The sequence below is a fragment of the Cupriavidus sp. 2TAF22 genome (assembly GCF_052115045.1).
In the GTDB taxonomy this organism is placed as follows: domain Bacteria; phylum Pseudomonadota; class Gammaproteobacteria; order Burkholderiales; family Burkholderiaceae; genus Cupriavidus.
Genome location: NZ_JBFRFX010000013.1, coordinates 332,540 through 355,872 on the forward strand (window position 1 = coordinate 332,540; position 23,333 = coordinate 355,872).

Sequence of the window (23,333 nt, forward strand, 5' to 3'; positions counted from 1 at the left end):
CTCTCCCTATACCTTCCACGCGGCTTTCGCCTCGGACGCCGCAAGAAACTCGATGCCGTTCAGACCTTGTGCCGCGATCAAGCCTCCGAGGCACACGGCGAGGGCTTCCCCGTAGGGTGTATCGATCCGCACCACGTCGCCGCGCCCCGCCAGCGCAGGCGGCTGCGGCGCTCCCAGCACCATGGTTGCGATACCAGTCACACCGCTGTTGTCTCGCAGCACGCGACGCGCCCCCTTCTCACTCGCATAGAGGCCGCGCCACCGCGCGCCGGGGTCGGCGCCGGTCATTGCCTCGATCGCGTCGCACACGAACAGGCAGCAGTCACTGTCGCCCCATGAAAAAGCCCGCGCTTGGCGGGCTTCAATGAATGCAGCGAGGCGCCGCGGCCAGTCTTCCAATCGCACCATCAACGTCCCCACATGAGCTGCTTCTCAACCATCTGCGGCGTGTACTCGAGTCCCCGGTCGCCGGGATACCGGCTCTGCTGGTCCTCGTTGTTGTACCGCCGCACCCGCGCCTTGTCCCAGGACACCATCCTTGACTCCGCCGTCACCGTGATCGTCGCGGTGTCGCCCACCTCGGTTGACATGGTGTCCATACGGCCGCTAAAGATCCGCATGGGCTGATAGGCAATCTGCAAGTCCTCGCCCAATGGCGCGAACCAGACCTGACAGGGCTTACCTTGGTACTGTTCCGCGAGCGAGATAGCAATTACCTCGGTCGGGACACCCGAGATAGTCATCCGCACGCCCGTCGCCTCTAAAGTGGCTTGCTCCTGAATCGGCTCGATGCGTCCCAGCATGCCAGCACCGAGCCACGTGTACCCGTTCCAGTCGACGTTGTAGCCGGCGCTGCAAACGCGCAGCGGCTGCGTGAAATCCATCTGCGCGAAGAACAGGTGCGGAACATGCCCCGCCGTGACCGCGGCCGCGGTCGCGATGTCGAGCGCGCGCGTCATGAGGGAACCTCGATGAAGTCCACGGAGAAGGATTCATGCCGCCAGGCCGGCGTGCTCACGAATTCCCACACGTCGCTGGCGAGCCGCATCAGTGCCTTCGGCTTGTCGAGAGTCACTACCGCCAGGTTGGCCGGCGCCTTGCGGAATGGCGGCGCCACCGGAACCGACGCCAGCCCGGCCGCGTCGCTCGTGACGTCCGCCGTCACCATCTTCAGCTCACCGCCCACTTCGAGGAACTCGCCCGCGCGCAGCACGATGGTGGCGGCCGGCCAGTACTTCGTCGGCAGTAGCCGGAAGTCGGAGAGCGCGCCGTTCACCACCGGGTTGCCGTTGATCTGGTAGGACTGGTTGATGAAGTCCAGGATCATCGTCGCGGCCGGCGGCGTCGCGGCGATGTCCGCCACCGGCGAACCGTGGGGCCAGAGGTAGATCCGGCCCGCCATGCCATTGAGCGCGGCCAGCAGCCCCTTCAGGCGTCGCTGCTGTTGCAGGTTCATCGTGGTGAAGGTCAGGCGCGCCTTCCACAGCGCGCCCGGCCGCTCCACGGTCTGCGTCGCCCGGTTCAGCGGCGACGTGAAGCTCTCGGTGTTGGACTGCAGGCCGAACATGGCACTGGACGGCAGGATGTCGTCTGGAAAGGTCAGGATTGCCATGGGTTACCGTTTGGGCGCGAACTGCCCGCCGCGATTGATGCTGTCCAGAATCTGGGCCTTCGTCTGCTGCTGGCTCTGCTGGATCGCGGCGATCACGTCCGCGCGGTCCGTCCGGCTGTCGATGTTGTAGGTGTTGTGAAACTCGATCGACAACGGCGCGGCGGCTGGCGCAGCCTGCTTTGCAAGCAACTGATTCGGAACGACATTTCCGGAAGATGTAGGTACGACGATCTCCGGGCCTTGCTCGCCCACCAGGTACGGCAGCCCCTCTTGCATGCCGCCGCCACCCGCGCGCGTGCTCGCGCTTGCGACCAGGTTGTCCAGCCCGGCCTGCGTTTCCGGCCCGTAGACGCCGCCGACCGACGTGCCCGTCGCATCGCCATAGGCGCCAAGCACCGAATTGCCCAGCGCGCTCAGACCCATCTGGAACAGCCCCGACAGCGCCGCGCGCGTCTGGATCCGGATCAGGTCCGAGATCACCGACTTGGCGAAATCGCTGAAGTTGAGCTTCCCGGTCATTGCGAAGCTGACCAGTGCGTCTTCCATCGACGAGAACGCACGCGAGAACAGGCTTTCCACCTGGCCGGCCACGTTGGCAGCCGAATCGCGGTAGTTTTCCCACGCGCGCGACGCGCCGATGGTCCAATCCGACTGCATGTCCAGGCGCTGCTGGAAGTAGCCGCGCTCGCGCTCCAGCTGCGCCTGCATGGCCGAATCCAGCTCGGAGAGAGAATCCTTGTACTCCTGCGTATCCAGCAGGCCGGACTTGGACGCGCGCTTTGTCAGGGTCTCGCGCTGGCGACGGAACTCTTCTTCCGTGCGCGCCAGGATCTGGTTCAGCTCGCGCGCGTTATCGCCCAGCCCGAGGCTGCCGAGATCCCGGCTTGCCTCCCGGTCGCGTGACGCGGCGTAGGCCGCCACATTGAGCATCACCTCTTTGCGGGAGTCCTCCAGCTTCTTGTAGACCTCGCTGAGCGCCTTCGCGCGCTCTTTCTCGCTGTTGGCGAGCTTCTCCTCGATCTCTTCGACCTTGGCGGCATAGCGCTCGCGCTCGGCGAGTTGCTTCCGGCCGCCGGCGACGTCGGCCTGCTTCTCGGCGATCACCTTCTCGTCGATCAGCGCGCGCTGCTTGGCGTCGAAGCTCTTCTCGATGTACTCGCGCTCTGACAGCAGGCCCTGGTTGCGCAGCGTCTCCAGGTCGGTCAGCTCCCCCTTCAGGATGGCCTCGCGCTGCCGGGCCCTGCCTTCGAGCTGCGCGATCTCGCCGCCCAGGACATTCTGCTGCGCGCTGGAACTGGCGGACTTGCCCGCCTTGTTGTACTTGTCCCAGATCTCCTGCTTGCGCGCGGCCGCCGCTGCGACGGCTTTGTCGTACAGGTCGCTGCCCTTCTCGATGCCGGCGGTGGCCGTCTTAAAGCCGTCGTCGACTTCCTTCAGGTCCTTGTCGCGGTTCTCGGCCTTCGTGAGGTTCTTCCCGTCGGTCAGGAACTTGCGCGTACGCGCCTCCGCCTCATCCTGCTTGCGCTGGTCGACGCCCAGGCCCATCACGTCGGACAGATTCGGCGTGTTCGTCACTCGCTGCTGTTCAGCGACCGCCTGCGCTTCGGCCAGGCGCTTCTGCAGCTGCTGGAGGTTGTAGCCCTTCTGCCCGCGCTGGAACACGTCCAGGCTGGGATCCTTCAGGTCGGCCATCAGCTGGTCGCGCTGCTGCTGCAACCCCTTCAGCGACTGCGCGTCATAGCCGAACGCGTTGACCGGGTTCAGGAAGCGGCCTACAGCGCCTGTGCCGGCGCCGAGCTGCCCCCAGAAGCCTGCGCCTTCCGTCTTCGCGCGCCGGATCGACGACGTCACGTCGTTCATGGCGTCCGTGAGGATGTTCAGCTGGGCAGCGGCGGCCTGGCCGAGCCCGGAGTCGGCCACCGTGCGCTTCAGGTCCGTCCATGCGCTGTCGATGCGCCCGAGGGAGGCCTGCGTGCTGTTCGCCGCTTCCTCCACCGAGCCGGCCAGCTCCTTGCGCAGCTGGGCGGCAAACTTGGGCAGGAAGTCGGACGAGATCACCTGCCCCTGCTCGAGCATCTTGCTCAGCTCGGCCGTCGTGACGCCCACCGCGCGCGCCGCGGTCTGGAACGCGCCAGGCAAGCGCTCGCCGAGCTGGCCGCGCAACTCTTCGGACTGCACCGTGCCCTTGCTGATCATCTGGCTGATGGCCAGCAGCGCGCCCTCCGACTCAGTGGCCGACAGGTGCATGACCGCCGACGCCTCGCTAATGGCGAGGAAGATGTCCCGCGCGCCCTTCCCTTCGAGCGTCGTCTCGCGCGCAGCGGCGGAGAGCTTCACGAAGGAATTGGCCGCGACGTTCAGGTCCAGGCCGAGCCGGTTGGCCTCGTCCCGCAGGAATGACAGATCGCGCGCGCCGGTCGCCGCGTCGCCGCCGTTCGAGAACTTCAGGCCCACGGTGATCTTGTCGACCTGCGCCTGCAGCTCCGCCATGGCGCGGACGGAATCGAACACGCCTTTCGGGATCTCGGCCAGGCCGTCGATCAGCCCGCGCACCGCCTGGCCGACGGCGTTGAGCGCCGTGGCGCCGATGGCGAAGTCCTTCAGCGAGTCCGTGAACGAGCGGTTCTTCTCCTGCAGGTCGTCCATCGAGCGGCCGGCCTGGCGCGCGGACTGGTCGTATCGGTCCAGCGACACGCGCGCGCCGTCGGCTGCCGCACCGGTGCCGCCGATGCCGTCCGACGCCTTGCTGCCGCTGGTGCCGACCTTGTCCATGGCATCGGCCGTGCGCCCCGCCGTCTGGGTCGCCCGGTTGAGCGCATCTTCCCCGCGCTTCAGCCCGGCGGTATCCATGGCGATGCCGAGGGATGCGATGTCCATTTTTCTATGCCTTGGTGCGTTTTGCTGCGGCGGCCAGCACCACAGCGTCGAGGCGGCGGATCGCCGTGATCTGCCAGCGCGCCGGGTGCTCGCCGATCATGCTGAAGAACGCCTGCATGTCGGGGTAGGTGATGGGGGGCAGCCCCATGCCGGCCTGGCGCGTGTTGTTCAGCTCCATGAACCATTCCCAGACCTGGAATCCAGCCGGGGGGAGCACGGGGCCGTCCAGCCCCTCGGGGCGGCGACCGATCTGGCGCGCCACCGATTCGAGGTTCTGCCTGACGGTCGACCCATCAGGCAAGCGCTCGTCCAGCGCCGCCTGATGCTTCGCGTATTCAACGATCTCGGTCGTCAGGCCTTCAAAAAATTTCCCGACTCTGCCGCGGCGGCGTAGACCTGCGCGCGCGCCTCCGGGTTGACGGTGTGCAGCAGACGCGCGTTCTCGGGCGTGCACGGCTCGTCCAGGCCGCGCCAGCTGATCGTGCGCAGCACGGCGCCCTCGATCGCGCGGGCCTCGTCGTCCTCCACCGGATCGGGCCCGAGGGCCTCGCCCTTCTTGGCCGCCACGAAAGCGCGCTCGCGCCGCTCGTTGATCTGCTTGCGGTTGGCCGCCTTCACCGTGTCGGAGTGGTCACCGCGCACGGTAATGAAGACCCCCAGGCCTTCGCCGCCGGAACTCTTCAGCTCGAACTCGAAGCCTGTTTCGCTCGCCTTGACCAGGTTGAGGGATGCGATCGAGCGCGACGGCGCGGTCGTGTTCTGTTCCATGTTCCATTGCTCCAAAAAGATGCGGGCCAGCACAATTGCCGGCCCGCGAACTGCCCATGGGTGGGAGCTCTGTCCCGACCGCTCGTCTTACGCGAGCGAGTCCTGCACCGAGATGGTGGTCTTCTCGCTGGACGTGCCGGCGCCGCCGTTGATGGCCAGCAGTGCCTGGTAGCTGAAGGTCTGGATCAGCGCCTTCTCGCCGTCGTCCTTGCCTGCGCTGCCCAGCTTCACGCGCGCCATGTTCAGCCCGATGAAGTCGGCGGCGGCCGCGCCGCTGGTGGTCAACACCGCACCGATGGCCATCTCGGTTTCATTCACGAAGGCGTCACGCAGCACGCCATCCTGGAAGTAGGCCGTGAACTGGCCAGTCACCACCACACGCCCCGGGAACAGGTCCGGCAGCGTGTTCTGGCCGACCACCGGGTCGCCGGTCAGGTTCGCATTGATGGACGCACTCAGGCCGGTGACGAGGCCCACCGGCGCACCCGAGGCGAGCAGCACGCCGTTCACCGCCGCGACCGTGCCGGCCGTTGTTTCCACCGCGGGCGCCGTGAAGTAGGCCGAGGTGCCCGCGACCATGTCGAGGCCCTGCACCTGCGCTGCCACCGTGGCCATGCCGGTCGCCGGCAGGTTGATGTCGAGCTGCGCCAGCTTGCAGTCGACGAAGCGCTCGGACTGCGCGATGTCCGCGAACCAGTGTTCGAACGTCAGGTACTTGTCCAGATGCCCACTGGTCGGCACGAAAGTCTTCTTGCCCGGCACGGTGACCGTGGCGCTGGCAATCGGGCCCTCGGCGACGAGCGCCACGCCGTTCAGCGGCATCACAGTCAGCGCCAGCGCGGTCAGCGACAGCACCAGCAGGTTCTTGTTGATGTTGGCCGCGTTGAAGCCGCCAGCGGTCAGGCGCACGACGTCGCCAGCCTTGATCCCATCGGTCAGGTAGGAGCCGGCCGCGCGCGTGACCGTGTAGGTCTGCACGTTGCCCAACACCGAGCCCAGCGCAATGGTGATGCTGGCGCCGGCGATGGCCGTCACAGCGGCGAAATCGCGGCGCAGGATGGCTGCGAGCATGTCGGCGTAGGTGCCGGGCGAGATCTCGCCGTTGACCGTGCCGCCCACGCGGCGCACGCCGTGCCGGAAGTCGGAGATCTGCTGGTCGGACCGGATCTCGTTGGACTGGTAGGTGTCCTTGGTGAGCGACAGGTCCGAGGTGACGCGGCGCAGGATCTGCCCCCCGCTCGTGCCAGCCGCCACGCCCTGCCCGGACTGCACCTTGTAGCGCAGCTGCTTGAACAACCCCTTTGCGTTGGGCATTTTCTTGCTCCAAAAAAGAAATGCCCCGCGCGAGGCGAGGCGTTGATGATGCTGGCCGGCGTCAACCCGAGACGCTGGCGAAGAATGGGATGCTGATCGGCACGCGCCAGCGGTCGCCGTCCTGGTAACCGTCGGCGATGGCCGGCGTGCGCTCGATGATGACGTCGAGGCCCGGATCGAGCTGGTACACCTGGTTCACGAAGTCGAGCACCATCGAGGCGCCGTCCGGGAAGACGTGGATGGTGGTGCCGCGCTTGAACCAGTCACGGACCGCGGCGGCGCGCGCATCTGCGGCGGCCGGCCCAGTGCCTTGCGGATACATCAGCGAGACCTGGAACACGCCCACCTCACGGTAATAGCTGCCGAAGGCTGGATTCTCAGGCGCGCCCCATAGCAGGTGCACCTCTTGATACGGCGTGCCCGGCGGGGGCTTGAACGAGACGTTCTGCCAGGCGGTGGCCAGCGCCGGGGCCATGGCGTTCAGCCGCGTCTCCAGGCCCTTGCGCACCAGTGCATTGCTCATTGCTTCAGATCTCCCACCGCGCGGGTCAGGTACTGGTCGAATTCGGTCAGGGTGATGCGCACCATGCCGGCGGGCGCCTGCTGCGAATGGCCGTACTCCAGCGGCACGGCATACGGCAGATGGTTGATCAGGTAGACCGTCTCGCCGACCTGGAGATGCGAGAGGTCCAGCGCGGCGGCCGAGATCGTCGACGTGCCGGCGCGGTCCACCAGATCGAGCGTCTTGGGTGCCAGCGCGTACTGCACCTGCCAGTTGCCGCGAAAGCGCCCCGTGTCGACTGGCGACTTGAGCACCAGGCTGCTCAGGAGGTCCAGCCCGACCTTGCGCACCACCTGCTGCTGATTGCCTTTGGCGCGCTCCACGAAGGCGGCGAACTTCCGCCGGAACTCGTCGTTCTGGGCCATGGTCAGCGCCTCACGTGCAACTCGTACAGCACCGGGGTGCCGGCCGGGTTCACCGCCTTCACGTTCTGCACCTGCCACGTGTCGGCGCCGTCGATCACCAAGTCGCCAGTGACAGGCAGCGGCACGGCGGCGGGCGACATCAGGCACTGCTTGTCGCCCACCTGGATCACCGTGTCGGCGAGGAACGTCTGGCCGGCGGCCAGCAGCGCATAGTCGAACAGAGCGCCGGTCGCGGGATAGTCGGCGGTTGCCGGCTGGGCCGAGCTCGAGCCCGGGTCATAGGTGCCGGCCGTCACGCGGCGCAGCACCAGCGCCTTGCCGAACTCGCGCAGCAGCTCGTCGGCCATCGCGGCCATTTCATCGTAGATCGTCATACGCGCAGGAGCGGGACATTGCCGCCCGTCACCAGCAGCAGCGGGCGCAGCAGGCCGTCGACCAGCGGATAGCGCACGCGGCCGTCGTTGCGCTGGGCGCCGTATTTCTTGGTGATCGGGCCGACAGTCGTCTCGGTGACCTGGTCGGGCTTGACGTCCGCAGCCAGCGGCCCGGCCAGCGCGCGCAGCGCCAGCTCGCACACTGCGTCCTTCACGCGCTTCGGGATGCCAGTCACGCCAGCGCGCGGCCATTCCAGCGCCTGCGTGGTGCCGGCCGCCTGCCCCTGGAAGCGATACATGCTGTCCGCGTAGGCGGTGGCGTTGATCAGCTTGGCCTCTTTGGCCGTGGCGCTGGCCCAGGCGGTATTACCGCGATCCGCGTGGTAGGCGTCAGCCTCGGCCACGCTCACGTAGCTATTAGCATCGGGCTTGCCGGTGCCGTCTTCGACAACGATTGCCATGTTCGTTCCTTCATCAGCTCACCAGAGCCGCCCCGTCAGAAGCGGCAATGGTCAGCAGACGCTGATCAGGCGGGATCCTTCAGCACCTTGTCGGCCTCGGGCTTGGCCGGTCGGTACTCCGGCTTCAGGGTGACCTTCGGCACCTTGTCGGCCTCGCCGGTGCGGTCGTCGGTCACGTTGGCGTCGATGATGCGCAGGCCAGCGCGGCGCGCCTCGGCCTTCACGTCCTGCTCGTAGCGGAAGAACGGGCCCGCCAGATACCAGATGTCGTTCACTTCTTTTTCCATGGTCGCTCTCGTCAGTGCGATGGCCAGGCCCCGAAGGGCCCGGGGTCATCAGTTCTTGGACTGGTCGCCGATGGCGATCACGCCGGCAACGTCCTTGATACTGGTCACGATCTGGTCCCAATTGGTGCCAGTGGCCAGCGCCGCGTCCGACGGCGACTTGCCGCCGTTGGCCTCGTCCCACGTGAAGCCCTTCAGGCCCAGCGCGAACGAGTAGTCGATCTGCATCGTGGTCTCGATGCGCGTCTGGCCGTTGGTGGTCTGGATGTTCGTGATGACGTCGCTGCCGTCATGCACGATCGCGGCCGAATCCACCAGGCCTAGCACCTTCTGCTTGTTGGGCGTGCCTGCCTGGTACAGCGCCGGCGCATCGGTGACGATGTGCGCGCGGCCCAGGATGTCGATCACCTGCACGCCACCGGCCGCGTACAGATTCTGGGCGTTGGTGAGGTTCTGGCCGATCAGCTTGTGATAGACCTCGCCGGTCATCACGTTGGCCAGGATCAGCGGCGAGCGGTCGCCGAACTTGGCATAGGTGCTGTTCAGCACGCCCTGGCTGATGCCGGCAGTCGCGCTCACGTCGTTGGTGACCGCAGCGACGTTGCTCAGGGCCGCGACCAGCGACGCGATCGCGGTGTTGAGCTGGTCCTGCAGCAGCGCCTCGGCGAAGTTGCGGCTGGCCACCTCGATGCCTTCGGCGCTCGGCTTCTCCAGCCACGTCATCTGCGACGGCTCGTAGCGGATCGGGCCGAAGCCGCCGGCGATCTTCACCGACGAGCGCTTGAGCTGCGTCAGGTCGGTCGCCGTGGCGGCGGCCTGCGCGGCGTAGCGGTTCACGCGGCGGCGGGCCGAGTGGATCGACGCGAAGAACGATTCCTGCAGGAAGTCGCCCTCGAAGCCGTCCGTGGTCAGCCGGATGGTGCCGCGCGATGCGGCGTTGAACTTGTCGACTTCCTGCGCCAGCGTCTCGATGATCGCGGGCATGAAGTACTTGTTGAAGACCTGCATTTGCGACAGGGACATGATTCAAGACCTCGCTATTTCTGAAGTTCGGGATACTTGGCGGCGAGGGCTGCCTTGCGCTCTTCGCGCGTGCCGCCCATGTTGCCCGCCGGGGGATTGTTGTTGCCGTTGCCACCGGGGGCACCGCCCCCACCGTTCGCAGGCGCCGCAACGAAGTGCTTGCCTTGGTCGCTGGCCGCCCACTCCTTGACGTGATCGCCGAGCGCCTTGTCGCCGATCACCGCCGCGCCGTCCTTGATCGTGGCCGCGCCCTTCAGCAGGGCCTTGGCCGCGTCCATGAACTGCGGGGCGACGCCGGACTTCGCCAGCGCGTCGGTCAGGCCGCCGTCGATCAGGTGCTGCGACAGGGCGCCGTCCTTCGTGGCCAGGTCCTGCGTCAGCTTCTCGACCGTCTTGGCGCCGTCCTTCACGGCCTTGTCCAGCTTGGCCGTCAGGTCCTCGATCTGCTGCTGTAGAGCGGCGTGCTCTGCCGGGTCGATCTCGGCGCCTTTGGCCTTCACCTTCAGCGTCTTGACCTCGCCCAGCAGCTCGCGGTTCTTGGCGCTCAGCGCCTCGGTCGCGGCAGCCGTCACTTCCTCGATCAGTGCGATGACCTCGGGGTCTTTGCGGTCCAGTGGCATGGTTTCCCTCAGGGATGGGTTGCGGGGCTCGGCCCCAATGAAAAACGCCCGCGCGGCTCGGCCGGCGGGCGTCGGTTATTCGTACTTGGCGCGCAGCTGCACCAGCGTCAGCGGATTGCCGCGCTGGTCGAGCAGCTGCGCCAGCGTGATCTTTCCAGTGCGCCACATCTCGGCGCGGCCCTTGCCGAGCGCCTCGTCCTGGAACGCCTTGCCCTTGCCGGCGAGGAAGTCCGAGAACGAGAGGTCGGCAGCGACCTGCCCGTCCATGCTGGCGCGCGTGCTGGGCGAGAACTCGTCCGCATCCAGCCCCAGCTCACGGAACGACCGCAGGAGCGGGATGATCGTGCTCCGGCAGTTGAAGTGCCGCGGCGGCCCGCCGTTGTAGGGCAGCACGGTGCCGTTGATTGGCTTGCCTTGCAGGTCCCACGACGCGCCCGAGTAGGCGATGCATATGTCCGACGTGCGGCCGTCCAGCGTGCTGACCTGCTGCTTGCCCTTCACCAGGCTGTCGTTCTCTGCCCACGTCAGCTCGCGCGCACGGTTGCTGACCGTCTGCACCGCCGTGCGCACCAGCGCCTCCGCATTGCGCCGGCTGGTCTCGATGACGCCGGTCAGGCCCTTGCGCGTCGAGCCACCGATGCGCTGCACGATCTTGGCGTTGGTCTCGCCAGCGGCCACGCCCATGCGGATCTCGTTGACGAAGCGGAACGCGGTGTCGCCAGCCTGCCGCGCCAGCCAATCGCCCAGCGGCGCGCCCTGGAACAGGCCGGTATCCACCAGCGCGCGCAGTGTGACCGTGGGCGCGAGCGACTGCATCAGGTCGACGCCAACGGCGCCGTTCGTGCTCGACAGCACCCACTTCGTCTCCTGCTGGCCCAGATCCTTCAGATCGCCGAACAGGTCGCCCTGCATCTGGTCGTAGCTGTCGGACACCAGCCCGCGCACATCGGAGAGCAGGCGATTCAGCCGGTCCTTCTGGAAGTCGGTCAGCGCTCGGGCGCCGATCTTCTTCTCGACGTCGGCGAGCAGGCCTTCCATCACCGTCAGCACGAGGTTGGACTCGTGGCCGATCACACGATTCAGGTCCAGCTGCCGGGAGACAGCTTGCGCAGCCAGGATCTCCGAGAGGTTGCGCGGCATGGGTTACTCCCCGCCAGCCGGGGGCGTGGCCGAGCGCGGCGCCAGCGCAGGCATGCCGGCATCGATCCGCGCCCGCTCGTCGTCCGCCGTGGTGCCGTCGGCCACCACCTCACCGCGCACCAGGTTGTCGAACAGCGATTCCCAGCTGATCGCCCCCTGCATCCACGCAGCCACCAGCGCCGTGATCTCCTGCGCAGTGAGGCCGGTGGGCAGGAAGTCGGTGTTCAGGCGCGCGCCGACGTCACCGCCCTGCCCCATCCAGTCGCGCATCCACTCCAGCGCGCGGGTGATCGCCGCGCTGGCCGCGTTGGCCACCGAGGCCAGCACGCTGTTCTCGCCGGATCGGTGGATCTCGGCTGTCTGCGCGGCCTCGGCTTGCTTCTTCTCCTGCGCCAGCATGCGCGCGCCGAGCGTCACCATCATCTCGATCTTGCCCTGCAGCGCGTCCTTCAGCTGCGTCAGGCCGGCGCCCTGAAACTCGAGGTAGAACGCATTGGCGCCCTGTTCGGGCAGTACCCACACCTCGCCCGAGCCGATGGACCACATCTCATTGCTGACCGTGCCGTCGTCATTCACGCCCTGCGACGAGTGCCCGGTGATGACAGCGGTCGGCAGGCCGGTGAAGTGGAGGCCGTGCTCATAGTCGGCCGTGCCGCGGTAGTGCGACAGGTTGACGTTGACCAGGTCCAGCATCGGCGGCTTGGCCACCACCCAGCTGATGCCGTTCGGGTTGCAGATCACGAACGGGATGAAGCCCATCGGCTTGCCCTGCATCAGCGGGAAGATCTCGCTCACCGGCACGTTCTGTGCGATGTCGGGACGGTACAAGCGCACGCGGTAGACGCCGTCGAGCAGGTCCAGCACGCGGTATTGCGGCTTGGACTCCACCGTGAACTCGTCGGTCCGCACCTCGACCGACTCGACCAGCACCACCTGGGTCAGCACGGTCTGGTTGCCTACACGGCCGGTCGACCAGTTGATGATCGCCTCGGTCGTGTACACCGCCGCGAACGGGCGCAGGCCCATGCTCTCGGCCTGGCCGACGGTGATCGCGCCGTTCTGCTGCGTCGGATAGTCGACCAGCAGGCCGAAGCGGCCCACCTGCAGCAGCTCGTCCACGACGCGCTCGCAGAGCGTCAGCAGCGGCGTGCCGGCGCTGTCGGCGTCGTCTTGCACCGCGGCCATGCCAGCGGGCAGCTCCAGTGTCGGCGGCCGGCGGAACACGAGGCCGGTCAGCGCCTCCAGCGTCCGGCCAGTGGCGTTGTAGAGCATGGCGCGCATCTTGTACGCGCCATACGCGTCGTCGTCCTGGCCCGACAGTTTCGGCAGGTAGACCTCGCCCTTGGCATGCACGGCTTCCTCGCCCTTGACCAGGTCGCGGCACTTCTGCCACTTGGGCAGGGCCGCGGTGTAGTCGGGGTGCTTGGTGTCAACGGGCATGTCAGGCGCCTTGGAGCTTCGTGCGTTGGGCCGTCGGTTTGACGATCGGCCACAGGTTGACCAGCGGATAGCCGCCGGCGTCGTTCGGGTGGTCGTGCCCGGTAGTCTTGTCGGGCTCGCCGTTCTTGTCGTAGGGCTGCTGCTCCAGCGCCTCGGTGTAGACCGGGCACAGGTGCGTGTTGACCAGCAACCGGCGCTCGCCCTGGTCGTTCAGGATCAGGGCATTGACCGACGAGACGCGATCCTTCACCGCCGGGTTGGTCGTGCCCACGCGCACCAGGAAGCCAGCCGCGCGCAGGATGGACAGGTCCGACTCGCTGGCACTCTTGCTGCTGGTGGCGCGGCCGCTGGCGTCCGGGTAGATCACCACGTTGTGGCCCTTGTCCCGGTACCGTTCCTTCAGCAGGCGCGCCATCTCCGGCGTGTCGCGCACGCCAGTCAGCTCGGCCACCGCGCGGGGCCGGCCACCACGGATAACGTAGATGATCGCGGCCATCTTCAGCACGTTGAAGTCGAGGCCCACATGCAGCGGCTCGCCCTCCGCCATCGCCTCGTCGGTGTGGTTCAGCGCCGGTTGAACTCGGCATAGACGCTGCCGGCCGTCAGGTTGACGAACTGTCCCTTCAGGTAGGCCGCGATCAGCTGCGCCGGGTAGGACGAGCGGAGCGACGAGATGTAGTCGTCCGGCAGGTTCTTGGCGTTCTCGTAGGTGCTGGCTTGCACCAGACCGTAGAGCGCGCGCAGCTCGGGCTTCTCCCGCACCGCTTTGACGAACTGCTCGTAGACGAACTTGAAGCCCTCGGGCGTCGTCGTGACGTCGATGCCGTTCAGCAGCCCGGGCGCGACCTGGCGCATCCGCGCGATGATCTTGCGCCACGCCGTCTCTGCCTCGATCTTGCGCATGACGTCGAGCTCGTCGACCAGCGCCTTACCGATCTTGAAGCCGACGATCTTGCCCGGGTCGTCCATCGACCGGCAGATGATCGTGGTGCGGTACCGGCGCCCGCTGTACAGGTGAACCTCCTTGTTGGAGGTGTTCACCTTCGCGATCAGGCCCCAGTCGGCCGCCACTTCCTCGATCGTGGGATAGAAGATGTCCCGGATCTGGCCGTAGGTCGGCGCGAAGTAGCCGGCATTGATGCGCGGGAACTCCCATGCATGCCGGCACAGCCCGGCGCCGCCCACCCACGTCTTGCCCGAGCCGAAGCCCGCCACGAACGCCTTGAACTTGTGCGGCAGCGCCAGGAAGCGCGACTGCGGGACGTTGAGGCTAGGCATTGGGCTCGGGCTTGCTGGCGTCGTGCACGTTGACCGTGACCGATACCGGCGGCGGCACGTCGTCCCCATCCTTCGGGTCCGTCTTGTCGCGCCACTTCGCCGGCTGGCGGTTCTTCAGCCAGATGAACGCCGCCGCGGTGTCAGGCGGGTAGTACTTCCGGATCTTGGTCTTGCGGATCTTGCCGCCCACCACCCGGATGTCGAGATCGTCGTGCTCGAAGCCACATGCGCGCTGGTAGAGCCGCTCCGCCACGTTGGCGTCGGCCAGCGACTTGCCCATTTTTATGGCGAGCAGGAACTCGGGGTAGTCGGCGCTCCACTTCCGCAGGGTGGCGGTGCTCACGCCAAAGAAGTCGGCGAGCTCGTCATTGGTGGCGCCGAGTAGGGTCAGCTTCCGGGCTTGCTCAGCAAACTCCGGCTTGAAACTGGAAGGTCTTGCCATATGCGCGGTCCCTCAGGGAACGACGCCGCCGGCATCGACTCCGCGTGTGTGAGATTGGGGGGGTGCCGCTGCCCGTCGCCAGAAAGCCCCACTGCGGGGGAGGAGACATGGCTTACGCTCACGTCAGCGGCTGCCGGTGTTTTGCCCCACCGCCGGCCGGGGGTGACCTCGACTGTTATCGAGACGGTTGTGCCCGCAGGGACACGAATTCAGGATTGGGGCTCGGTGCTGTCGCCCAGGGGATGCGGTTCTGCCGCGATGGCCGGGCAGCACGCCCGCACCCAGACGCCGAGCCACAAGGCGAATGCAAGAGGTGAGAACATGGCCGCTCCAAAAGAAAAAGCCCGCTAGTACGGGCTTCTATTTGCTTGCGAGTGTCTCAGACTCTGACCTGCTTGAACTTCTTCTCTGCGACTTCAGAAAGGGAAGGGGTCCAACTTAAAGCGGCCCTATTCACAAGAAATGAGATCCGTTGCGCAGTGTGTTCGACTCCACCGTTGGGAACAGCATAACTCTCGCCCGAGCATGTAACCTCGATACCGTACCGAGTCTCTTTTAGGCTCACATCGACCGTCATTTCAACGGTGCCAACGCTCTGAATATAGCATTCGACAAGGATAGCGAAATCGAGTCCGCCATCACCCCTGAACTCGGTAAGTTCGTGCCTCGATTTGACCTTGTGGACGCTGCCGCTCTCGTTGTTTGCCAGGAAGACGAGTTCAGGCGCAACATCGAGAGCCTCAGCTGCTGCCTTCCTCACCTCCTCCGCTTGGCTTCGGAGGTCGTCAATCGTCTTTGCCGCTTTGGTCACGGCGTAGCCTAGGCTAGTTCTTGCTGATTCGAATGTTCCCACCAGGTCTTCTCCTCATTTGTCGGAGGAAAGATTCTAGCGGAACGAACGCGTGCGCCCAGCGAAGTCCAGTCGACCCGCGATAGGACCGCCCAATTGAAAAAGCCCGCTGGGCGAGCCATGCGGGCTTTTGTGACTCTGGTGGCGAGTCTGGACAAATACTATGCCAACTGTCCCAGAAACTCAAGCTGCCTGTAAGGAATCGTCCTCGATCACGCCGTGAGCCCGGAAACTGTCCGTCAGCGTCTCGTCGGCCCGCTGCTCCAGCGCCCGCAGGTGGGCGACCAACACCTTGTTCGCCCGCTCATAGGTGCTCTTGCTTCCGCCGCACTCGGCCGCGATCTGCCGGAACGAGAAATCCTGATCCGCCCTCTCCCGCCCCGCGTACCGACGCCAGACCAGCGCCAGCATGGCCAAGTCGTTGCCCACGCCGATCAGGCCCTGGTAGTAGCCGGCCAGGCCACGCACGCCGGCGGCGCGCTCGAGCTGGTAGGCATACCGCGCCCAGATGACGTTGCGCTCTGGCTCCGGCAACCGGTCGCGCACGGCCGCCGTGATCATGCTGCACTGCGCGCGGATCTCGTCCGGCGACAGCCCGCTGAAGTTGATCGTGCTGCCGCTGGCCACGCCGCGCAGTTGCTGCAGCCATACATCCTGCTGGCGGGTCGGGTGGTCCAGGTCCTCCAGCAGCCGGATCAGCATGTTCCGGAATGGCGCGCCCTGCCGCGGCGGCATGGACAGCACCAGGTAGGCCACATGGAGCGCCTGGCTCGTCGTCTTGAAAATCGCTTCCGTCATCCCCTCTCCCCGTAGAACTGGCAACGCTTGCCGTGGTTCCTTCGTTTGCCGCCCCGCAGCAGCTTCGTGCAGACCGTGTGCGTCGTGCCCATCAGCCGCGCAGTCTTCTCGTAGACGCAGCCCTTGCAGCTGCGCGCCTCGTTGCGCTCGTAGACCTCGGCCGGGTCCCGGAACATGTGGGCCGGCAGGGTCATCCGTGGACCCCGTCAAAGCTGACCCCGAACTCATTCGCCGCATGAGCCTGGACCTTAGTCACGTACTCGCTGAACTCCGCCACCGAGAATTCCGATGTCGACTTGCGGCGCGTGAAGAGCCGGCCGTCGGGCAGCGCGATCTCCACCTTCGGCGCGAACAGGTCGGCGAAGTACTCGTGCCAGGTGGCGCGCTTGAACTGCTGCCCATCGATCCAAGCCTGTTCCTCGACGTCGCGTAGCACCGGCCCGAAGTAGAAGCCGTTCTGCTCCGTGGTGCGCCGACGCTCTTCGGCCGTCACGATGATCCGCAGTGGCTTGCCTTTCTCGGCGAACGCCGCCGCGTTGGCCTTGATGAACGCCAGAACCGTCGGCCAGATGCCCGGGCTCTTCAGCGTGAACTCGCGGTACAGGGTGCTCATCAGCCCTTCCTCCCCCACGACCAGAGCAGCAGCCCGCCCATGAGCACCAGCACCACGACAACCCAGCCCATCATGTAATCGTCCATCAGGACACCTCCATCTCGTCTTCAGGCACATCGATGCGGTGCTGCACACAGGGCAGCGCGATGTCGACCAGCTCGATGCCCCACACGTCGAGCAGCGCGGAGAATCCTGCGCCACCACCCACAAAGCGAACGTGCTTCCCTGGCTCCATCGGCTGGTAGGCCTGCATCGCCTTCTCATCAATGCACGTCCAGACCATGGCCGCATTGCCGCGCCCATTGGGACGCACCATTTCGAACGAGATCATCCCGCGCTGGCTCATCCGCTTGAGTGCATCGCTCGTCCCCTGGCGCGTGTAGCCGCCGCGCTCGGAGAACGTTGAGGCCACCACCTTCTCGCCACGCAGGAAGGCGGCTCGCAGCGCCTGGGAGAGCGGCACGGCCGGCGCGGACTGTGCTGGTGCCGGCCGCGAACGCGGCTTCCAGTTCCGCATTTCCTCCATGCTGATGCAAACCAGCAGTCCGCCGATCCTGGTGCCGTTGGGTTGTTCTTCCCGGAGCAGCCCGGCGAAGTGCTCCCTCAGAGCGTTGCACACCGCCACCCGGGAGACTCCGATGCGCTTGGCGAACTCGGGCGGCGCGATCTTCTCGCCGCGGAGGAAGGCGGCGTGCAGCAGCTCCGCGACAGTGGCTTTCGGTTCGGTGTCCATCACGCTGCCTCCCCGAACAGTCCAGCCTGCGGCGAGTCCGTCATGAGCGGCGTGATCGTAACCACCAGGCGCGCGTCGCCGTCCGGCTCTGCCCGCTCGGCGGAGATCCGGCGCACCTGCCAGCCGTCGTCCTGGATCACCACACCCTTCAGCGCGTCCAGTAGCACCTTCTGCGCGTTGTCCAAGTCGATGCACTGCACGCCGTCGTCCCAATGCAGCGGGTCCTTGGCCATGCGCTTCTGCCAGTCCAGCGGGCGCTTCGGGAACAGCCTGTAGGCGATGGCAACGCGGCAGGCCAGCGGCGCGCGGACGCCGGCGGCCTTGGCCAGCCAGCCCACTTCGGTCTTGTAATCCTTGGCCTCCTGGCTCAGCGTCGTCACCGGCGCCTTGAAGCCCTTGGGCATGTAGGTGCGCCAGTAGCGGTTGGCGCTCACGGGATACGGCAGGGTCAGGATGATCTGGGTCATGGTTTCCTCACAGGTCTGCGGCAATGCCGCGCTTGCGCACGGCCGGGCCCGCCGACAGCATCGGCAGCGGCCCGGTCCATTCTTCGAACTTGGTCACGGCGCCGCGGTAGAGCAACGGCACGTCGCTGAGCGCGCCGTTGCGCTGCTTGCGGATCAGCACCTCGGCGTAGCCCTTCAGCTCGGTGTTGTTCGGCTCGTACATCTCCGGCCGGTGCACGAACATCACCACGTCGGCGTCCTGCTCGATGTCGCCCGAGTCGCGCAGGTCGGACAGGATCGGCTTCCGGTCCGGGCGGTCTTCGTTCTTGCGGCTGAGCTGCGCGAGCGCCACCACCGGCACGTTCAGTTCCTTGGCCAGCGCCTTCAGCCCGCGCGAGTAGGCGCCGATCTGCTGCGTGCGCATCTTTTCCTCGCCGCCAGTCATCAGGCCGAGGTAGTCGACGATCAGCACGTCCAGGCCGTGCTTGCGCTGGTGGGCCTTCGCCTTCATCCGCACCTCGAGCAGCGTCAGCGCAGGCGAGTCGTCGACCGCAAAGTTGAGCCCGTCGATGTGCTGGATCGATGCGGTCAGCTTCTGCCACGAGGTGGTGTCGTTCGGGTTGAGGCGGCCCAACAGGTGCGACAGCGCGATGTCGCCGCGGCTGGCCACCGAGCGCGCGACGATCTCCTGGTCGGACATCTCCATCGACAGGAGCAGCACGCCGTAGTCGGTCGAGATGTTCAGGCCGATGTCGGTGGTCAGCGCCGTCTTGCCCATCGAAGGCCGGCCGGCGACGATCACCAGGTTGCCCCGGCGCAGGCCGCCGTTCAGTGCACGGTCGAGCGAATCCAGCCCGGTCGAGATCGCCGTCTCGCCGCTGCCGTGAGCGCGGGCGTCGACGGCATCGCAGAACTCGGCCATCAGCTCGCGCAGCATCTTGGGCTCGCGGCGCACGCCGATTTGCGCCAGGCCGGACAGCAGTGCCTGTGCGCGATCGAGGATCTCCGCGCCCTTCAATGCGCTCGGGGTCTCGACCATCTCGAGCACCTTGCGCGCTGCGCTGGCGGTCTCGCGCAGCATGGCGCGGTCGCGCACGATCTCGGCATAGCGCGAGATATTCGCGGCGCTGGGCGTGCGATGCGCCAGCTCGGTGAGGTACGGCAGGCCGCCCACGCGCTCGGCCCGCCCTTCCGACTGCAGGCGCTCGAACACGGTCACCACGTCGGCAGGACGGTTCGAAACAACGAGCTGCAGGATGGCCACGAAGACGGCGCGGTGGTCCTCGCGGTAGAAGTGCGCCGGGTCGAGGCCGTTGATGCGGTCGACGGCATTGTTGTCGAGCAGCAGGCCGCCCAGCACCGCCTGCTCGGCTTCCACGCTGAACAGCGCGCGCGCCTGGGGGAAGTCCTCGGGCGTGTTCATGCTGCTGCGTCCTCGTGGTACTGCCCCTCGCGGATCTTGGCGAAGTTCTCAGCCTTGACGATCCAGTCCAAGCTGACCAGGAAGGGCTTTCGGCCATCGCGCGGCGAAACCTTGCCGGTCAGGAATGCAGAGCCGGCGACATAGCCAAAGAACCGGCGCCAGTACTCGAGGTTTTGCCGCTTGGGGTCTTCGTTCCACCGGGTGCGCAGATGGGCAGCTCGAGCAGGCGTCCAGTCACGAACCGCACGGCCCATCGGCAGCAGCTCGTGGTAGAGCCCGATGATTTCCTGATGCGGGCAGTCAGGGCGGGTGGTCTTTGCCCCGCCGGCGATTAGGGTCAAGTCGGCAGCGGACTCGCTGTCGACGAGTAACCCGTCAGGGTTACTTCTTTTATCCTGCTCCTGCTCCTGCTCCTGCTCCTGCTCCTGATTAGCGCATGTCTTACCGTATGGCATAGGCAAAGGCTTCTCGGAAGGCTTACCGAAAGCCTTATCGAAAGCCTTGGCGAAACTCTCTCCAAGCCCGTAAATACTGGCCTTCAGCGCTTCATAGGCTTCCCGCTTGAGGTCGCACTCGGGAATCAGGTCCCACTCTCCGCCCCAGGACAGCACCACGTTGGGGGACTCCGGGCGATTGCACTGGATCGCCTTTGGAATCCACACGACCTTAGCCTTCCAATCAGCTTTCGCCATCCCTTGCTGGAAGACTTCCCCGAAGGCTTCCTCGAAGGCTTCGACGTCCCAGTCGAGTTCCTCCGCCATGGCTGCCCGGCCGGCTCGGAATAGGCCGGGGATCGGCCCGGTATGAGGGCCCGTCAGCAGGAATACCCACAGGCCTTGACCGCAAGGCTGCAAAGGTGACAACGCGCGGAATCGCTCGTCACCCCACATGCGGACCTCGATCTTGCGATAGCGGTTCTTCGGCGCACTCTTTTGCCCGTCCTTGGTCATGCTGTGCTCCGGGACAATGCCAGGTGCTCAGCGATGGCCTGCTTCAGCTCGACGCAGAGCTGCATGCGCACGGCGCGCGAGTCGGCCACGGTCATGCGGTGGCAGAGCTCGTCGATGTGAGACTTCAGGCGATCCGCCGCGGTCAGCGCGGCCGCTGTGATGACGCGGCGCCGGCCGTTGCCGCTGGCGCGCCGCCTGGGCCATTGCTGGCCAGAGAGCTGTTCCATGATTCCCCCGGATGTCCGGTTCAAGTACTGCCGTTACCGCATCCCGGGCGCCTTGAGGCGCTCCAGGCTCAAGCCGCAGCGCGAGCTGCGATCACCTCTTCCATCAGCGTCAACTTCGCCTGATGCATCAGCCACTGCTGGACGCCCCAGTTCCCGACGGCAGCCGCCCACAAGTTCAGCTTCTCGGCAGGTAGGTTGCGGCGGGTGGACCGGTCGTCGGCATGCAGGTAGTCGGAGACGTGGGACGCATAGCACTCGGTCCGCTCGGCGAGCGTGCGCTGGGTCATCGCGTTGATCCGGCGATGCAGCCATGACGCCCGCACCGCCTGGCGATACGAGGCGCACCCGTCGATGATCTCGGCTGGCAGGAACGCCGGCCCGTTGACCACACCGCCCAGCAGCCTGAGTTCGTCCACACAGCCTCCTTAGTGAAAATTCATCGCGTAACCGGTTGAATAACCGGTTGGGCATTGCGTAAAAAGAAAGGCATCAGAGCGATGCCCGCTAAACTTTCCCTACGTCACCACATGGAACCCGGCCATGCCCAAATCCAAGCCCATCGAGATCCCGCACTGCGCGAGCTGCGGAAACCAGACGGACGTCCCCGCCGCTGCCAAGACCTGCCGCTTGTGCAGCGGACCGATCGTCGTTGGCGATCCCTGGATGACGGCGTTCAGAAAAGAGCTGATCGGGACGCAGGCCATGGTTCAGGTCGCCAAAGAGGACCCGGAGAGTTAGGAGGCCCATCCGTCGCCGTGGCTACAATCGAAGCTCTCACACACCGATTGACAGCCTTGGAGGCGACGTATGGACCAAAACACCGTTACCTATTACTCAAACTTCCAGACCGAACTGGAGCCACTGCTCGATTCGGTCAAACTCAGGATCCAATTCACTCCGACCCCTGGCGACGACGATCTGTACGCAACGCCGTGGATTGCGATCCCGCGAGAATTGCTTCCCGCCTTGCTAGAAGACCTTTCCAAACAAGCCGGACAACTTCAGGCGATGGCGAATCTCGCCCCTCAGAATCCGGATCAGCCGAACTGAGCAGGCACGCAACGACCCTCTGGTTTTGCATCGTCGTCTCCCCGTCAGGCAGGATGGGCTGGGACATCTGCCAACTCCGGCCAGATTTCCGCCCAGTCGTCGGGGCAGACCATCTGGCGGGTCACTCGGCCGCCGGTGAGTCGCTCCAGCTTCCGTGCGATCACGGGTCGCTTGTCTTGGGGGATGCCAGACTTCACCCAATTGGAAATGTTTTGCTGGGAGACGCCGAGCTCAGCTGCGAGCTTCGTTTGCGATCCAGCAATTGAAATGGCGATGTCGAGCGGGCCAGAGAGGGCTTCGGTCATGGTGAGTGAGCGCGTTGTCTACAAACGTATTTGTAGCACTCTACAAACCTTTTTGCAAGGCAAGGCTACAAAATGCCTTGTTATGAACACGTACGCCGAACGACTCGCCTGGGCTATGAAATGCGCGGGCCTCGACCCTCACACCGATCAAAGCGAACTCGCACGCCGAGTCGGTCATGGATGCAAGCCTCAGAACATCCAGCACCTGCTGGACCCCAACAAAAACGCCCGGTCCAGCAAGTACACCGTCCGCCTCGCAGAGGTGCTCAATTGCGACGTCAACTGGCTCGCTTACGGCGGCCCGAATAAGCCGAAGGTGAGGAGCACCCCTCCAAAGGCGGGTGACAATCCTGTGACAACCGAGGCTTACAATGAGCCTTCAAGTGCACCCCAGCCGACTCCGCTCAGCTACCCGGCGGACACAGCGAAGTTCAGGCGCGTGTTTGTTGTGGGGAGGGCAACGGGGGGCCTTCCTGATCGTATTTGGACGGATGGTGATTACCCAGTGGGAGCAACAGATCAGTACGCAGAGATTGCAAGTCCGGACCCCCATGCATTCCTGACGCCAGTTGTCGGGACATCGATGGTGCCGCGGTTCAATCCCGGCGAATTTGCACTTGTCGAACCCGGCACCGAGCCAGAGATTGAGGACGATGTGCTCGTGCGTCTGGCTACCGGCGAGACGATGATCAAGCGCCTACTCTCACGCCGCGCCGGCCTTCGCCTGGGCAGTTATAACGACCCCCAAGTTCTGACCTACGACCTGGAAGACGTGACTTGGGTCTATTACATCGCGCACCCCGTTCCCGCGCGAAAGATCAAGACGCGCCTGTAAAGCGCGGACAATGAGACCCACATGCGAGCACTTCTGCTACTTCCCATCGTTGCGGCTGGCGCGGCCGGCTGCATGACCATGCACGACCTGGACAAGCAGACCCCGGTGCGCACCGAAACGCTGCGCGGGGATTACCTAGAGGTCGCGCAATGCATCGAGGCGCGTCAGATCCGTGCGGGCCAGCCGGGCCAGATCAAGCTATCGAACGACAAGGCGCGCAAAGAGGCACTCATCACCTGGAACCATGACCTTGGCACCTTCGCCACGTTCATGTTTTCGGCGACGGGCCCGCAGGCGACAGAGATGAAGGTCTACTCGACCATCGGCTTCAACGAAGCCTGGATGACTACGATTAAGAGCTGCGAGCCAGCCGTGCTTGCGCAGTAACCATCGCGCAATCAAGTCGAGCCCACCCTCTGCGGTGGGCTTTTTTTACACCTCAATTTGCCCCACCACCCGCGCCCTCTTTCGGTGCGCGTCTTTTCGTTTGTAGGACTACATATTTATTTGTAGATTCTCCTTGCGCTAACTACAAACTTATTT

General features: G+C 65.5%; 32 protein-coding genes and 1 pseudogene. 4 read left to right on the top strand and 29 right to left on the bottom strand.

Translation table 11 applies throughout. From position 1 onward, the window contains the following. Positions 1–6 precede the first annotated feature (6 nt). The 28 genes and pseudogenes from AB4Z48_RS18030 to AB4Z48_RS18165 all read right to left on the bottom strand — a co-directional run bounded on the left by AB4Z48_RS18030 (position 7) and on the right by AB4Z48_RS18165 (position 21,016). A complete protein-coding gene (locus tag AB4Z48_RS18030; RefSeq protein WP_441616318.1) occupies positions 7–408 on the bottom strand; it encodes a DUF6950 family protein in 402 nt (133 codons plus the stop codon). Further along, positions 408–959 carry a hypothetical protein gene (locus AB4Z48_RS18035; protein ID WP_441616320.1) on the bottom strand — a complete coding sequence of 184 codons (552 nt, stop codon included), beginning with the start codon at positions 957–959 and terminating at the stop codon, positions 408–410. The genes AB4Z48_RS18030 and AB4Z48_RS18035 overlap by 1 nt, the downstream gene beginning before the upstream one ends. Next, positions 956–1,612: a hypothetical protein gene (locus tag AB4Z48_RS18040; RefSeq protein WP_441616322.1), complete on the bottom strand. Its 657-nt coding sequence runs from the start codon at positions 1,610–1,612 to the stop codon at positions 956–958. The genes AB4Z48_RS18035 and AB4Z48_RS18040 overlap by 4 nt, the downstream gene beginning before the upstream one ends. A gap of 3 nt (positions 1,613–1,615) precedes the next feature. Beyond that, positions 1,616–4,489 (bottom strand): phage tail tape measure protein, encoded by a 2,874-nt coding sequence (locus AB4Z48_RS18045; protein WP_441616324.1) that lies wholly within the window; start codon positions 4,487–4,489, stop codon positions 1,616–1,618. A 4-nt stretch (positions 4,490–4,493) separates the two neighbouring features. Then, positions 4,494–4,790: a phage tail assembly chaperone gene (locus AB4Z48_RS18050; protein ID WP_441616326.1), complete on the bottom strand. Its 297-nt coding sequence runs from the start codon at positions 4,788–4,790 to the stop codon at positions 4,494–4,496. 50 nt (positions 4,791–4,840) lie between these two features. Then, the gene (locus tag AB4Z48_RS18055; protein ID WP_441616328.1) at positions 4,841–5,290 is read right to left on the bottom strand and encodes a hypothetical protein; all 450 of its coding nucleotides are present in this window, start codon (positions 5,288–5,290) and stop codon (positions 4,841–4,843) included. Positions 5,291–5,344: 54 nt separating this feature from the next. After that, complete coding sequence (locus tag AB4Z48_RS18060) at positions 5,345–6,571, bottom strand: phage tail tube protein (protein WP_441616330.1); 1,227 nt, start codon at positions 6,569–6,571, stop codon at positions 5,345–5,347. A gap of 61 nt (positions 6,572–6,632) precedes the next feature. Beyond that, on the bottom strand, positions 6,633–7,094 hold the full coding sequence (locus AB4Z48_RS18065; RefSeq protein WP_441616332.1) for a phage tail terminator-like protein: 462 nt from the start codon (positions 7,092–7,094) through the stop codon (positions 6,633–6,635). Then, a complete protein-coding gene (locus tag AB4Z48_RS18070; RefSeq protein ID WP_441616334.1) occupies positions 7,091–7,498 on the bottom strand; it encodes an HK97 gp10 family phage protein in 408 nt (135 codons plus the stop codon). The genes AB4Z48_RS18065 and AB4Z48_RS18070 overlap by 4 nt, the downstream gene beginning before the upstream one ends. Positions 7,499–7,500: 2 nt before the next feature. Beyond that, positions 7,501–7,872 (bottom strand): hypothetical protein, encoded by a 372-nt coding sequence (locus AB4Z48_RS18075; RefSeq protein ID WP_441616336.1) that lies wholly within the window; start codon positions 7,870–7,872, stop codon positions 7,501–7,503. Next, entirely contained in the window at positions 7,869–8,333 is a 465-nt protein-coding gene (locus AB4Z48_RS18080) for a DnaT-like ssDNA-binding protein (protein WP_441616337.1), read from the bottom strand. Before AB4Z48_RS18080 ends, AB4Z48_RS18075 begins: the two co-directional genes overlap by 4 nt. A gap of 65 nt (positions 8,334–8,398) precedes the next feature. Then, positions 8,399–8,620, bottom strand: a complete 222-nt coding sequence (locus AB4Z48_RS18085) for a hypothetical protein (RefSeq protein WP_441616339.1) — start codon at positions 8,618–8,620, stop codon at positions 8,399–8,401. Between the two features lie 48 nt (positions 8,621–8,668). After that, a complete protein-coding gene (locus tag AB4Z48_RS18090; RefSeq protein ID WP_441616341.1) occupies positions 8,669–9,640 on the bottom strand; it encodes a major capsid protein in 972 nt (323 codons plus the stop codon). Between the two features lie 14 nt (positions 9,641–9,654). Further along, positions 9,655–10,260, bottom strand: a complete 606-nt coding sequence (locus AB4Z48_RS18095; RefSeq protein ID WP_441616343.1) for a hypothetical protein — start codon at positions 10,258–10,260, stop codon at positions 9,655–9,657. A 75-nt stretch (positions 10,261–10,335) separates the two neighbouring features. Next, a complete protein-coding gene (locus AB4Z48_RS18100) occupies positions 10,336–11,400 on the bottom strand; it encodes a phage minor head protein (RefSeq protein ID WP_441616345.1) in 1,065 nt (354 codons plus the stop codon). 3 nt (positions 11,401–11,403) lie between these two features. Beyond that, a complete protein-coding gene (locus AB4Z48_RS18105; protein WP_441616347.1) occupies positions 11,404–12,840 on the bottom strand; it encodes a DUF4055 domain-containing protein in 1,437 nt (478 codons plus the stop codon). A gap of 1 nt (position 12,841) precedes the next feature. Next, positions 12,842–14,118, bottom strand: a pseudogene (locus tag AB4Z48_RS18110) (terminase large subunit domain-containing protein). Continuing rightward, positions 14,111–14,560, bottom strand: coding sequence for a terminase (locus AB4Z48_RS18115; RefSeq protein WP_441616349.1), 450 nt, complete (start codon positions 14,558–14,560; stop codon positions 14,111–14,113). Before AB4Z48_RS18115 ends, AB4Z48_RS18110 begins: the two are co-directional and overlap by 8 nt. 379 nt (positions 14,561–14,939) lie before the next feature. Continuing rightward, positions 14,940–15,413 (bottom strand): hypothetical protein, encoded by a 474-nt coding sequence (locus AB4Z48_RS18120; protein ID WP_441616351.1) that lies wholly within the window; start codon positions 15,411–15,413, stop codon positions 14,940–14,942. 180 nt (positions 15,414–15,593) lie between these two features. After that, positions 15,594–16,208: a hypothetical protein gene (locus tag AB4Z48_RS18125; protein ID WP_441616353.1), complete on the bottom strand. Its 615-nt coding sequence runs from the start codon at positions 16,206–16,208 to the stop codon at positions 15,594–15,596. Then, complete coding sequence (locus AB4Z48_RS18130; RefSeq protein ID WP_441616355.1) at positions 16,205–16,402, bottom strand: hypothetical protein; 198 nt, start codon at positions 16,400–16,402, stop codon at positions 16,205–16,207. The genes AB4Z48_RS18125 and AB4Z48_RS18130 overlap by 4 nt, the downstream gene beginning before the upstream one ends. After that, positions 16,399–16,821 carry a recombination protein NinB gene (locus AB4Z48_RS18135; RefSeq protein WP_441616357.1) on the bottom strand — a complete coding sequence of 141 codons (423 nt, stop codon included), beginning with the start codon at positions 16,819–16,821 and terminating at the stop codon, positions 16,399–16,401. Before AB4Z48_RS18135 ends, AB4Z48_RS18130 begins: the two co-directional genes overlap by 4 nt. 85 nt (positions 16,822–16,906) lie before the next feature. After that, the gene (locus AB4Z48_RS18140; RefSeq protein WP_441616359.1) at positions 16,907–17,554 is read right to left on the bottom strand and encodes a hypothetical protein; all 648 of its coding nucleotides are present in this window, start codon (positions 17,552–17,554) and stop codon (positions 16,907–16,909) included. Beyond that, positions 17,554–18,021, bottom strand: coding sequence for a RusA family crossover junction endodeoxyribonuclease (locus tag AB4Z48_RS18145; protein WP_441616361.1), 468 nt, complete (start codon positions 18,019–18,021; stop codon positions 17,554–17,556). Before AB4Z48_RS18145 ends, AB4Z48_RS18140 begins: the two co-directional genes overlap by 1 nt. Before the next feature lie 7 nt (positions 18,022–18,028). Next, positions 18,029–19,423 (bottom strand): replicative DNA helicase, encoded by a 1,395-nt coding sequence (gene dnaB, locus AB4Z48_RS18150; RefSeq protein WP_441616363.1) that lies wholly within the window; start codon positions 19,421–19,423, stop codon positions 18,029–18,031. After that, positions 19,420–20,373, bottom strand: a complete 954-nt coding sequence (locus AB4Z48_RS18155) for a hypothetical protein (protein ID WP_441616365.1) — start codon at positions 20,371–20,373, stop codon at positions 19,420–19,422. The genes dnaB and AB4Z48_RS18155 overlap by 4 nt, the downstream gene beginning before the upstream one ends. Beyond that, positions 20,370–20,600 (bottom strand): hypothetical protein, encoded by a 231-nt coding sequence (locus tag AB4Z48_RS18160; protein ID WP_441616367.1) that lies wholly within the window; start codon positions 20,598–20,600, stop codon positions 20,370–20,372. The genes AB4Z48_RS18155 and AB4Z48_RS18160 overlap by 4 nt, the downstream gene beginning before the upstream one ends. A gap of 68 nt (positions 20,601–20,668) precedes the next feature. Then, positions 20,669–21,016, bottom strand: a complete 348-nt coding sequence (locus tag AB4Z48_RS18165) for an XRE family transcriptional regulator (RefSeq protein ID WP_441616369.1) — start codon at positions 21,014–21,016, stop codon at positions 20,669–20,671. Positions 21,017–21,140: 124 nt separating this feature from the next. On the opposite strand from AB4Z48_RS18165, the gene AB4Z48_RS18170 reads away from it, so the two are divergent. Together AB4Z48_RS18170 and AB4Z48_RS18175 are read left to right on the top strand one after the other, a co-directional pair. Then, a complete protein-coding gene (locus tag AB4Z48_RS18170) occupies positions 21,141–21,338 on the top strand; it encodes a hypothetical protein (protein WP_441616371.1) in 198 nt (65 codons plus the stop codon). 69 nt (positions 21,339–21,407) lie between these two features. After that, positions 21,408–21,650 carry a hypothetical protein gene (locus tag AB4Z48_RS18175; protein WP_441616373.1) on the top strand — a complete coding sequence of 81 codons (243 nt, stop codon included), beginning with the start codon at positions 21,408–21,410 and terminating at the stop codon, positions 21,648–21,650. Between the two features lie 44 nt (positions 21,651–21,694). Here the strand turns inward: AB4Z48_RS18175 and AB4Z48_RS18180 are convergent, their stop codons facing one another. Further along, complete coding sequence (locus AB4Z48_RS18180; RefSeq protein ID WP_441616375.1) at positions 21,695–21,955, bottom strand: transcriptional regulator; 261 nt, start codon at positions 21,953–21,955, stop codon at positions 21,695–21,697. An 82-nt stretch (positions 21,956–22,037) separates the two neighbouring features. Here AB4Z48_RS18180 and AB4Z48_RS18185 point away from each other — a divergent pair, with 82 nt between their 5' ends. Beyond that, a complete protein-coding gene (locus AB4Z48_RS18185; RefSeq protein ID WP_441616377.1) occupies positions 22,038–22,790 on the top strand; it encodes a S24 family peptidase in 753 nt (250 codons plus the stop codon). Positions 22,791–22,811: 21 nt separating this feature from the next. Next, positions 22,812–23,177 carry a hypothetical protein gene (locus AB4Z48_RS18190; protein ID WP_441616379.1) on the top strand — a complete coding sequence of 122 codons (366 nt, stop codon included), beginning with the start codon at positions 22,812–22,814 and terminating at the stop codon, positions 23,175–23,177. The last annotated feature ends 156 nt before the right edge of the window (positions 23,178–23,333 follow it).